Origin of the sequence: Gardnerella sp. KA00390 (assembly GCF_049244075.1) — a bacterium.
Lineage (GTDB): Bacteria > Actinomycetota > Actinomycetes > Actinomycetales > Bifidobacteriaceae > Bifidobacterium > Bifidobacterium vaginale.
On the sequence record NZ_CP058372.1, the window covers coordinates 1,258,256 to 1,271,441 of the forward strand.

Annotated in this window: 5 protein-coding genes; all 5 read right to left on the reverse strand. The window is 41.5% G+C overall.

Going from position 1 to position 13,186, the window contains the following annotated elements; translation table 11 throughout:
• Positions 1-68: 68 nt before the first annotated feature.
• Positions 69-1,346 (reverse strand): hypothetical protein, encoded by a 1,278-nt coding sequence (locus tag HXT53_RS05055; RefSeq protein WP_004113402.1) that lies wholly within the window; start codon positions 1,344-1,346, stop codon positions 69-71.
• A gap of 371 nt (positions 1,347-1,717) precedes the next feature.
• Complete coding sequence (locus tag HXT53_RS05060; protein WP_004113403.1) at positions 1,718-2,524, reverse strand: GTP pyrophosphokinase; 807 nt, start codon at positions 2,522-2,524, stop codon at positions 1,718-1,720.
• A gap of 237 nt (positions 2,525-2,761) precedes the next feature.
• Positions 2,762-3,892 (reverse strand): class C sortase, encoded by a 1,131-nt coding sequence (locus tag HXT53_RS05065; protein ID WP_248911485.1) that lies wholly within the window; start codon positions 3,890-3,892, stop codon positions 2,762-2,764.
• A gap of 316 nt (positions 3,893-4,208) precedes the next feature.
• Positions 4,209-5,897, reverse strand: coding sequence for a SpaH/EbpB family LPXTG-anchored major pilin (locus HXT53_RS05070; RefSeq protein ID WP_174190866.1), 1,689 nt, complete (start codon positions 5,895-5,897; stop codon positions 4,209-4,211).
• A gap of 307 nt (positions 5,898-6,204) precedes the next feature.
• A complete protein-coding gene (locus HXT53_RS05075; RefSeq protein ID WP_421780714.1) occupies positions 6,205-12,387 on the reverse strand; it encodes a Rib/alpha-like domain-containing protein in 6,183 nt (2,060 codons plus the stop codon).
• Positions 12,388-13,186: the final 799 nt, after the last annotated feature.

Genomic DNA, 13,186 nt, shown 5'->3' on the forward strand with positions numbered 1-13,186 from the left:
GTTTTTGTAGCTCTAATCAGCGTGTTGAGCAACAAAAAGCGTAGATGATTAATCGAGAATGTTGTAAATCACGCAACGGCCACAGGAACTCCCGCAGAAAGCAGCTTCTTCTTAAACTCAATCGGATTCAAGATATCGCAATAATCAAATCGCACAACCCTAACAACTCCGCAATCCATAAGACACCGCTCTCTATTGCGTTCCTTCCTAACTGCATCACGATTATATCTATATAAGTTATTTGTGCTGAAGTTGTTGACATTTTCAACACTTCCATCAAAATACTCAGTACGCAAGTCGCAAGCAACCGAGCGGCTATCAAGCAAAGTTCTATCTTCAATCAAATATTTATCAGTGCCATCAAACTCTCCAACAATAATTTTTCCGTTAACTTTCCACATAAAATCTGCGCGATATGGACTCTGTGGATAATTCGGGTTTGGAAACTCGTGCTGCAACTCTGGCTCCACAAAACCAAGCTCAAGCATTATCGCCCGCGCAAGTGACTCTCCGCCGTTTTCGCTCTTAGGGTTCGCATAGTTTACCAAAGTCTCCATTCGCGACAAAACATCAAATTCATCGGTGCCAAGAAAATTTGGATTGTTAATAGGAGAATAATTTACACCATAAAAATCCGCGTTTTTTGGATTCTGAACACTGTTCAAGAACTGCGGCGTATCGCTACAACAATCCATGGAGCCGTAAAATTTACGACAAACACGCAAAATTTTGTTAAGATCTTCACCTTTTCGAGCAGCAGAATCGAAAGTTGCTAGCGACTCGGAGAACGACCCCTTCCAAGCGCACACGTAGAGAACGTTGTAAATGCTGGCAACATGACTAATCGCAAGCTCTTCAGCAGTCGGAATATGCCCAAAAGTATGGCCAAATGACGACGCCGCCTCATTTTTATAGCTGTTTTTATTAAAATCATCAAGCCTTATGCCAGACTCATCCTCTATTATGTCTGAAAGTTTTAGTCGGTTATATTTATGTCTAAATGCACTTCGCACCGACTTTTTCTTGTCCAAAGCAGATTTTTTACAATTCGAAGCAAATTTTTCCGCATAACTAGACGACACATATATTTCGGTAAGCGAATGATGTATGTAAGGCAAGTGAACCACCTCCAGCCCCAAAAGCACAGCGGCAGTTTCGCCAGTAAAATTCCACTTTTTTATCTTTATCTTATTTGTAAGAGTGACTGCAATACGCTTGACTTTATCTTTGTACAGTAATCGATTCCAGTGATCGCGAATAGCGTAGAAGCCATTGTAAGGCTCAATCAGCTCTCCAGACTTAAGATATCGGCGCAGAATTGAGCGATCGTTGAAACGCGACGCCATTAGGCATGAATTATTTCGCTCCGACTCAAGTAAATTGTTCATGAGTCTGGCAGGGAGATTTGTATTTCTACAAGATTCCTCTGCACCATATGAGAAATTTTTGTTAGTAAACATAGACCGATAATAAGTGGCGGCGTTGCGCTTGTAAATAGATTTTTAGCAATGTGGTTAAAGGCTATAAACCGTTGAAAACCGCGCGTTTTGTAGCGATTCATGGCGTGTCGAGCAACAAAAAGCGTCAAGTTTTCCCGATTTTGTTGCTCAAAATGGCAAAATCAACAACAAAAAGCGGACGATTTTCCCGAGAATGTTGCTTAAAATGGTGTGTCGTGCTACAAAAAGCGGAGATGTAGGTCGTCGCGCATTAGTTGTTACGACTCAGGCGCATCCTCCACGCGCGGCGCACCATTAATATCGCGATGAATACCCTGCATTTGCGCCTCAATTGCCTGCAAATTCTGCGCGCACTCAAGCAGCGTCTTAGAATGCTCCGCCAACTTTGCGTCCGGCAAATCAGCCTTATAGCGCAACGCGTGCTCCAAACTCGCCCAATAATCCATTGCGATTGTACGGAATTGCACTTCCACAGGCGTGTAATGCGCACCCGACGACAAAAACACTGGCACAGCGTAAATCACATGCAAACTGCGGTACCCATTCGGCTTTGGGTTTTTAATATAATCCTTAACCTGCAAAACTTGAATATCCGTTTGCTTGGAAAGGTATTGCGCAACCGCGTACACGTCGTCGCGATAGTTGCAAATCACGCGGATTCCAGCCACGTCGAACAGATTGTCGCGAATCGAACGCGTTGATATGCTTAGGTTTCTGCGGCGTAGCTTCTCAAAAATCGAGTGCACGGATTTTAGTCGCCGCTCCATGTGATGCACGGGATTGTGCGAAAATCGCACCTGAAACTCGCCGTCCAAAATCTCCAGCTTCGTGCTTATTTCGTACATCGCGCCTTCGTACACTTGCATCATGTTTACGAATTCGTCCATTTGATTGGGCGGAAGATGCGGCGTTTCGCTTTTTATAGGTGATTTTTGCGCGGACTTTTCGTCAGCGGTTGCTTGCGACTTTTCCGCGGTGGCGTCTGGCGCCCCACCATCTCCCGCTCCTTGCAAGCTGGCGTAAAGTTCGGCCAAATTTAAACGATTATGACGATCAAGTATCACGGTTCTTATTCTACTCGTAATTTTGTTATAAGTCTGATAATCGCCTGAGAATATGCGCGACGACCTGCCTTCGCGCTTAAAGCGTAGCGAGCGAAGGCAATTCGGAGCGCTGAGCCGCTCAAGGCAGAAGCACTGCTTCTGCGCGGCGAAGACGTGAGCGCGGCTAATCCGCGCGAACGATGTGACGCACTTTCTAGCTCTAAACAGCGTGTTGGACTACAAAATCGGGAAATAGCGCTAGCGCAGTTTAATCTCGCCGCGCCCAACCCACAGTATGTGCTTGCCGCGAATATCCCACTTACGCCGCCTCTTACCAGCAACCACAGTGATCATCATGGCAAGAATCGCCGCCGAGAATATCATCGCAATAACAAACAACGTCATCCATAGCGGCCATTGCACATGGTCTTCTGGCGGCGCAACAGGGTCCGGCAGCACACGATACCCCGTAACCAGCAACCTATGCGAGTTCACACCATACGGCGTACAAGTAAGCAGCGTAGCTAAATCGCGCCCCTTCTCGCGCTGCAGCAAACTTATATCGTGCGGATCCACCACGTTTATACGAAACACCTTGTAACGCAAGGTCTCCCCTTGCACATCAAGATAAAAGTAGTCACCCTTTTTAAGGTCTGTTAGCGAATCAAACATGGTTGCGTTCGGCAAACCAGTGTGCGCGGTGATCACAGTATGACGCCCCTTGCCACCCACTGGCAAATCCGTGCCATACAAGTGTCCAGCGCCTCGCGCCAACGTGTCTTCTTTTGTACCGTGGTAAATCGGCAGCTTTACGCCAATCTTCGGAATCTTTATAATGCCGATAATGCCCATCGGCTCCTCAAGCGTTTTAAGATAACGCTTGTATCCAGGCGTGTTAGTTATATCTTCCTGACCGTCGCCTCCGTACGGGTCGCGCGTGAGCATATCCTTGCGCGTTGCGTTGTAGCGCTTTGCGCCGCGAATGTGCGCGCGCCGCACGTCGCCAGCCTGATCGTGATTATACTTGTCGTACGCTGTCGATATCTCCTTCGAAACGTGATTGTTCCACAGCGTTGAGCACACAGGGTAGCTAAAGCACAAAATGCCTGCAAGAACCAGCGCAATCGGCTCTAGGATACGCATCAGTGCGCTTTTCTTTTTAGTTATTTTTTTAGTTTTAAGTGTATTTTGGTTTATATTTTTGCTTGAGTTGGATCGTGGAGTTTGCTCTTCGGTTGCTTGCGATTCTTCCGCTATCAAATCACTCGCACCAGCCACATTGCTCGTGCTAGCCACACTGGAGGTACGCTTCGCCTTATTCTTAAACAATTTAGCAACAGCGCGCTCGCTCAACGAGTGGCACCAATTGCTAATATCGGCTAGCTTCATAACTCCTCCAAGCTCAAGCTATTTAATGAAAGATAATATTTGGTTTGATTTTGCTACAAACGCAGTGGGATTTTGTGCTTTTTGTTGCTCAAAACGGCAAAATTAACAACAAAATCGGGAAAAACTTACCGAAAATGTTGCTTAAAACCACAAAATCAACAACAAAAAGCGGAAAACGACGGGTTTTGTTGCTTTAACAGTCCACATAGGATTGAGTCTAGGGTTTTTGCCCTAGACTCAATCGTTATAGACTCAATCGTTTATAGATTTAATCTTATAGACTCAATCTTTATGATTTGCTAATCAACTGAGCAAATCAGGCAGCCTGTTCTTCTTCCTTCTTGCGATTCTTAAGGAATACGAACATACCAGAGCCCACAAGACCAAGACCCACGAGAGCGAAGATAATCACACCTGCAGCACCAGTCTTTGGAAGCTTGAACCAATTGTTGCCCTTGTTATCTGGAATGTTAGGAATTTCAAGAGTAAATACCTCTGTATCACTCTCATTAGTTGTGATATTCACTGTATAAACCTTGGTAGAACGAGCATATCCTTCCGGAGCCTTAGTTTCCACAACATAGAACTTATTACCAACTTTAGCTACATAAGGCGTTGTTTTACCGTCATCACCAGTTTTCTTTCCAGCTGTATTATCAGAATCTCCAAAGTTACTCATTGCTTTATCACATGCATTATTTTCATCTGGATTAGCAGCACACTTAGTTGCTTCATCTTCATTTGTAAATGCCTTAAAAACTGCATCTTTTAGTTTCTTTCGAGAATCACTATCAACAGAATTACCTTTTTCAGTAGTGCCATCAAACTTGAAAATCTGGAATTTACGGAATTCATCATCTGTGCTTCCACCTGGCGTTGGGGTGCCACCACCAGTACCATTACCTGGGATGAATCCAGACTTGTTGGCTAATTTTTTCTTAGAACCAAGATCAGTGAAACTAGCTGTCTTGTTAAGAGTTAATTTAAGAATAACCTTAATCTCAGGAACTGTAGCACTACCAGTTACAGCATTTAACTTAGTGCAAATTTCAGTAAGACCAGCATCTGTAAACTTAACCATAATACGTTTACGAGTTACGGTCGAACCAGACTTATCAATGTCACTATCAGATTCAGATAGTTGATAGTCTGTGTTTACGGTCAATTTTTTATCGCCAATGTAAACTTCTTTGACTGCACCTACACCAAGATTAGTGTAAGCATTTTTCAATGCATCATCATAAACAGCTAAACCTTTAAGATCGTCAGAAACAAGATCAGTGTTACCATTAGACGCTTTAGTCTTGTTTGGCTTCGCTTTTATAGTGTAGGTGATAGTATCGCCAGCACCAATGATTTCGCCAATATTAGATGTCTTAGTAACATTATTCTTAATATTAGTGTTTTTTGGCTCAACACTCACATCATACGTGTACGTATTGTTAGTATTTGTATTTTCACGAGTAATCTGAGGAATAGTTACAAAGAATGGATCAAAATCAGCAGTATAGCCTTCTGGAGCACTAACCTCATCTACACGATATAGACCTATTTCTAGATTGCTGAACTTGGCTACACCATCTTCATTACCCACATGAGCTGTAGTTTGTTTTTTAACATCGGTATCGGTAAGATTTTTATCATATTCGACTGATATAGCATTACCATTTCTAATGCTTTCATTGAGCTTAGTAACCTTAGCAGCAAGTTTTACCCAGCTATCTTCTTTCTTAAGATCGTACATAGTTTCGTTACCGATTTTTGTAACTTTCCTTAAGGCAAAGACCACTCCGTTCAATCCAGCTTTTGTTTGAGAGTCCTTCTTATTAATGGTAATGGAACCCTTCTTGTTGGCTTCAAGAGTTGTATCCCATGGAGCCTTTTCAGCAGCAGTCTGAGCAGCCCAAGCAGAGCTGCCAGCAACCACGGCACCGGCGACGCACAGCGTGCCAGCCATTGCGAGCGAAGCCACCGCGGCAACGCATTGTTTAGTGAACTTATTCACTTTCTTCTCCTTTGTTCAGTGCCCTCGTGGGCAGGTTTTGAGGAAAATACGGTTATTGTTTAATGTTTATTGTTTATTTTGTGTTGCGATATGTAGGCAAGCCACAATTTGTGTGCAAGACGCGATTTGTGATCGAGTCACAGTTTGTGAACGAGCCACAATTAATCGAGCCACACTTCTTGATTGCGCTAATGTTTACGCGAATCGTAGTACGCAACAAGTTTTAGCGAGAATCGCACCGCAAGCTTGCAAGCCAGCGCTACTCTTTCGACTAGCCGACTAGCAGGATTGCGTGCAAATTTTTTCATCAGCATCGCCACCTTTCGCTACGTCGCCTTAAAGCGCGAAGCTTTTTGGCAGTTTTGCAGATAAAATCTTTAATTTGCACATTGCGCATCAGTGTCTTACGCAACAACGCATCAAGCATCGCGCGCCCCCACTTGGTTTGCTCAAGGAAGAACCCAGCTGCCATCACGCCCGTGCCAATCACGCACAGCACGCTCATCAGCATGTTCCAGTTCACGCAATCTTCCCCGCCTGTCTTCGGCAGCTTAAATTGTTCGACCACGTGTACTTTGAAGGATATGCGATCCCAGTCTCTAGATTGCGCTACGCCAGCAAGTTTTACATTCCACATATCGGTTGATGAATAACTACCATCATTCTGAGGAATACCATCTTTAACAGCTTGATTAAAAGCAGTAAGCGCATTATCTTTCAGTGCAAAAACAGAGCAAACATACGTTCCAGTCTCTTTTGGAGCACCTTCGATTTCTTCTTCCCTGCGAGCGGTTGAACTTTCCACGCTTCCTGCCTGAGTATTATTCGCATTCAGCATTCCATACAAAACATGGTCAGCAGAACAATTTCCATTTTCTCTACAATCTTTCTGCTGAGATTCGGTCGCAAAAGTCCATTCAGGAGTGTTTTCGCCATAATCATGACCCAGATGCATGTTCAATGTATCCTCAAGTCCGCGACTCCACTTATTCGTGTTGTCTTTTGAACACATCATACGTAGATGAATCTTGGTCTTATTTTTTACGCTCCAAGCTTGTACAAACGGATTTCTAATAAGACCAATGCCTTTCATAACAGTAAGATCATTACTACCATTAAGCACACTGTTAGTATCTTTAGATTTAGTTAGACTCATTCGCAAATCGTTACCGCTATAGCCCAAATCAGTTACTTTAACTGGAGCATACACAGGGTTCATAGTATTAGTTGCATTATCATCATGCTTAAACTGGTTATTGCCAGCATCTGGATCTTCTGATGTAGAACCATCTGGATAATGCACAACAACATGTGTCTTATAATGGTCTTTTGGAGTAACAGTTACGTCTGGATGGAATGTAACATTACCATACCTAGAGCCTGCACCTATTCCAGTATCATTACCATTGTGATTAAGCGGATTGTTATTATCTCTAGGAGCATTACTATCCTTCTGACCATTCTTCCAGAATGACCAATCATATGCGTCTTCAGATGAAGATGCAGCACTACCGTCATCCTTCTTCAACTCAAACCACGTACCGTCAGGGAACGATACACTGTCTGATATAGCTCCATACGCAAGCGACTTAGTATTTACATGCTTCCCAGTTGGCTTCTTATTCTTTGGCAAACCAGATTGTACTTCATCACCAGCTCGAACATTTACTTTATCATACACAGGATTGTAGTTGTGAGCTTGAGTGTGAATGTGGATTGGTATTGTGCGAGACTCATAATCGACACCTTTTTTAGCCTTAACAATGTTATTGCCACTGCCACTAATATTCCACTGGAAATCTTTTAAAGGATCAGTATTATTTTTACTTGCATCTTTGTTAAGTTTTTTTACTGCATTATCAAAGTTAGTAAGCAAATTATTAGTATCTTTACTGAACTGCTTCTCTTTAATCGCGTACACTACACACTCGTAGTCGCCAGTTTCCTTTGCAGTACCCTTAATCCATCCGCGAGTACGCTCGGTAGTTTTTTGCGAATTACCGTTAGAAATATAGTCGTCGTATAAATGCTTAACTTCACATTCATTGCTATTTTCTTCGCATTTCTTCTGCTTTTCAGGATTTTCAGTATGATCCCACTTTTCTACATTTTGCATAGTAATTCCAGCAATGCCACCAGATTGATAATGAGACTTAGTGCCATCTGGATTATTCCTATAGCAAATAGTGCGCAGGTTAATTTTACCAGGCTTATACTGTGACCATGAATCAAGCCAACGACCCTTACTATTATTAACTGTAAGTTCCTCGTTCTTACTAAGGTTAATCGTAGGATCATTCCAATTACCGCCACCTTCACGATCACTTACATTCAGGTGTAGATTATTAGCATCTTCATCATGAGAACGAAGTACGTTAACTGAAGCAAAGACTGGCTTACCGTTGTTACCAGAATCAGAATCTTCTGATGTAGAACCATCTGGATAATGCACAACAACAGGAGTTTGATCTGGATTATTCTCACTTGTAGCAGGGAACCACTTGTGCGGACGGAATGTTACTTTACCATATAATCCATCTTTGCTTTTAGCTGAATTATTATTATCAGTATTATTTTGCCCATCTTCAAAGAACGAATAACTCAATGGAGGTTTATGAGCATATCCTTTATACATCTTAAACTCAAACCAAGTACCTTCAGGAAGTTCTCCTTCCTGAACCTCACTCTGGTTAAGTTTTGCTTTGTTAGCATCACGAGCACTCTTTGGACGTTCTGATGTTTTCTTAGTACCAGCCTCCATAGTAATGGTCTCATACTTAGGGTTGTAGTAGTGAGCGTCCGAGTGTACGTGAATTGGGAATGTTACAGAGTCCCAATCAACGTGTCTTTGAGTGCTATTCTGAGGATTTGTTTTATCTTGCTTATCTGTTAATACTCTTTTAACAACATCTTCAAACTTACGGTCACCAGGTTTCTTTACAAAGTCATTTACAGCCGTATCAAACTTTTTTTGTAATTCACCATTTTTTCCATTGTATTTAAGTTCTTTAATAGCGTACACAGTGCACACAAAGTCGCCATTATCTTTCACTTTGCCGTGCAGCCATCCCCAAGTGCGAGCAGTAGTATCATTCTCATTACCATATAAGTAATGTTTCGTATCACACTGTTTTTTATCTTTACAATCCTTTTTTTGCTGCTCTGTAGCTATCTTCCATTGAGAAGTTTTACCACCTACAGCATTAACCAAATCACCATCTTTGACATTTTTTCTACCTGCAAGCTTCAAACCGTTTATTCCATCAAGTTCATAACTTTCAGGCTTACCAGTTTCCCTATTCTTTTTATAGCAGAGCATTCGCTGGTAAATAGTTCCTTGTTTCTTGCTTGACCAAGAGTCAAAAAACATTGGTTTAGTATCATTACTACCATCGCCTAACGTTTCACCCTTACGGAAACGCACACCATTTTTATCATTATCTTTAATAAGTCGTCCGCCATGAGTTTCACTATCATAAACTTTCAACTTCAAATCATCATCTGCAACTTCTGTAAGAGTTACAGAGACAGGAGCGTAAATCGGCTTTCCGAGATTACCAGAATCAGAATCTTCCGACGTGGAGCCGTCTGGATAATGCACAATTACAGGAACTAAATAATCTCTTGCTTCTGTAGTCTTTTCTGGTTTAAACGTAATCTTTCCATACCTTTTATCAGTAGTTTTATCTTTCGCCTCATTACTACCATTTTTCTTATTGCTCTGATCTCCTTCAAAATTCGACCAAACAGGCTTTTCTCTAGAATCTTTATGCTTAGAATACTTTTTAAGCTCAAACCATGTGCCTTTTGGCAAATATGTTCCGTCTTGCACTAAATCCTTTTGGCTTTGATCATCAGCTGCAACACCATTGGCACCAGTTTGGCTTACTGGAGCAGCATTCATTACACCTTCTGTATTACCAGCTTGTACACTTACCTTCGTGTACTGCGGGTTATAATAATGCGCGTCAGAGTGAACCTTAATTGGCACAGTTCTAGATGTATAATCAACACCTTCTCTTAGACCATTGAAAGTATTTGTATTAATGATATTAGTAGCAGAACCGTCTGAGCTTTCAATCTTGGAATCTTTTTTCTTTGCCTCTTCAAATCTCTTCAAAGCATTAGGTTTCAAAGCATAGACAGTACACTGATAATTGCCAATCTTTGTTGGTTTCCCTTTAATATGACCACGCGTACGCTCCATGGTATTGCCGGTGCTATCAAATAATTTGTTTGCTGCACAACCCTGACCATTTCGACACTTTTCCTGTTCTTCATCAGTTGCATGCTGCCAAGGTGTATCACCTTCTATTTTTATGCCATTAATACCGTTAAGATGATACTTCAAACTCATAGGATTCGTAGTATCAGCGCACACAGAACGAATACTAATATCTCCAGGCTCACGTACAGACCAAGAATCTATCCATGGCTGTGGAGTAACATCGCGATTCTTGCGGAATACGAATCCATTGGTGTAATCAATCTCTTGACCATTTTGGTTCTTATGAATATGGAGCTGCAAGTCACCTGATTCAGAAGCATCTCTAGTGACTATTACAGGGGCATTAACTGGATTACCATTATTACCAGAATCAGGATCCTTTGAAGTTGAGCCATCAGGATAATACACAACTACAGGTCTATTTTCAGGTTGATTAGGTTTAGAAGCAGGAACCCACTTATTTGGGTGGAAGGTAACAACACCAGTTGACTCATTCTTAATCTTTGCCCAAGTTGGTGGATTCTGATACTTATTATAAGTTTCTGCTCTGAACCTAGTGCCAGAGGGGAATGCTTTGCCTCCCCTATCCCTAGGAGAATTAGAATCTTTACCTTCACCAGCTTTTACTGTAGTAGTGTCGTAGTACGGATTATACAGTGAGGCTTGTGAAACAACGTGTATATCAACGCCTTTAACCTTCACAATTGAATTGTTCATTTTACAATTGTTAGGTCTAGGGTCAGGATAGTTTATTTGAACATCAAAATGTATGGTTTTCCCTCTATCAGAAGGCTTAGGACTATACTTAACTTCGCCTGTTTTTGGATTAATATATGCTTCACCAGGTTTCATATTATTAGGATTATTAACTCTTGTAACACCATCAGGAAGTTCTTCTTTAGTACCGAAACTGGTCTTTTTAAAAGTAAATTCTATTCCAGCATCAGTTGGAATTACCTCAGACGTAGTTCTGATCCCTTGATTTGGCATGTCCTTGTAATATTTAAAATCGCCGGAATATGAATTGCCAACCCACTCACCAGTGTTGATATACGGCTTTACGGAAGTAACTTTACCGTAAACAGCATCATTTTTAGACTTCTTTGGGAATTGGATATCATCATTATTTTTAGGATTTAAACCAAACTTAAACTCTTCCAAGTCTGGTATGCCGTCACCATCGTGATCATAGGGACCAAAAACTGTAAACTTGTGCTTATCTACTGTGTAGGAAATCCAACCTGCCATAAAAGGTAATTTATAAGGATCAACGCCATCTTCAACTTCTGCAGTAACAATCCAGCGAATAGAATCTGCATCGTTATCTTGTTCCCAAGATTTAAATAATCTACCAAAATTACCAGCTCGACGCCATGTATCGATTTCACATGTTGCATCTGTACCTAAACCACATCGTTCAATAGAGTCTTTCCAGAAACTATCATAATCAGGATCACCCGGTATGCGCGTAGAATTACTAAAAACATTATTAAAATCGCTTGGTACTTGATCTTTGCCTCGTAATTCCCACGCAAACTTGTTGCCACCAATACCGAGAATAGCTTTTGTACGATATCTCGTAATTCTTATGGTATTATCCTTGATGTTTTTTGGCAAAATAAGATAAAAATCAGGTCTACCACTATACGCATGTTGAAAATTGTCAGAAGTACACACTGCATTTGGATTTTCTATTTTTTTAAGTCTGCATCCATTTGCGTTAAAAAGAACATTCCAAGTAATAGTTGTTGTTTTCTTTCCATTAACGGTTACCGTATTTATATCTGGTGGCTGAACATCGAAATCCCTATATACATCATAACTCGCAACAGAATTAGGAGAAATATATCCATTACCAATGTAATCCCAAGCAACATTAGCAGCATTAGCTTCTTTTAGCGGCGGCACGATGAACATAGTTACTATGGTGGCAAAGGTGACAATTATTGCAAGAATCATGTTTCGGAAGATATGCGATTTTCTTGCTGTTTTACCTACGTATGAGCTTAATGAATCATTATCCGATAATGAAGAAGAAGATGATGAAGATAAAGAAGATGATGAAGAATTTACTTGCATATTTGAGTACGAATAAATTGGCGCACTGTGGTAATCGGAATCTGGGCGCGTTGAATAGGTAGAGTCAGAACCAGCAGACGCATCTGCCACACTATTCGCATTGTCAGTATCGCTCACAGAAAAAACCTTCTGCGCAATGCGGCACACGCGAGATGCGAAACGAGCAAACTTTGCAGGTAACATAATCGACTCACCTTCGATTGTCATTTTTGGCTAGTTTGCACATCCTAGCCATTTTGGCAATTTCGGCTATTGCATAAGCAACACCCTGCTTTTACACGAATCCCAAAATTGGGCAGAATACTACACGTATCAAGTACAGAAGTACTAAGAGCATTCAAATACATGAACTAGCATTTAGCAATTGCAACATTTACAAACAACGCCTAATGCAATTCCACATGTGAGCACAACAATAAAGCCGCAGAACGCGCAGCTTTACTAAAGTACTCAAGCAAAAGCATTTAGCAAATATACCCCCCCCCCCTTAACGAATTGCAAGAAAAAATAGACTTTAACAGAACTTTAAGGAAAAGTTTTTACAATCGTTCTCTTTTACAAAAAAATCTATTGATTGATTGCTAATAACAGAATAGTTTTATGTAGTAGGTGAAGTGTTTTGCGTGACCTGCGTGTCGCAAAACCACAACATCTTGTGGTTCGGATGCGCACTGACCACAAATCGCCAGCTATGTAGTGCGATTGTACCTGATTTCGGTGTTTTTGATACAAACGCACTACATAAAAGCGCTCAGGCAGGTCGGAACGCCCGAAAATGTTGCTCAAAACCACAAAATCAGCAACAAAAAGCGGAAATGTCGTTCGCGCGCTACACCGTAATACAAAACGTCACAAGTTTGAGAGCACTGCGATACAATTAACAAAGTCAAAGCAAAACACACGGCAAATAACGCGAAGACACAAATAACACGGAAGGCAGCACTACGATTAGCTTAATTAGGCGGCAGATTCTGCCAGAGTT

Excerpts from the sequence above, each read along its gene's own strand:
- HXT53_RS05055 (WP_004113402.1), bottom strand. The coding sequence starts at position 1,346 with ATGGCGTCGCGTTTCAACGATCGCTCAATTCTGCGCCGATATCTTAAG.
- HXT53_RS05065 (WP_248911485.1), bottom strand. The coding sequence starts at position 3,892 with ATGAAGCTAGCCGATATTAGCAATTGGTGCCACTCGTTGAGCGAGCGC.
- HXT53_RS05075 (WP_421780714.1), bottom strand. The coding sequence starts at position 12,387 with ATGTTACCTGCAAAGTTTGCTCGTTTCGCATCTCGCGTGTGCCGCATT.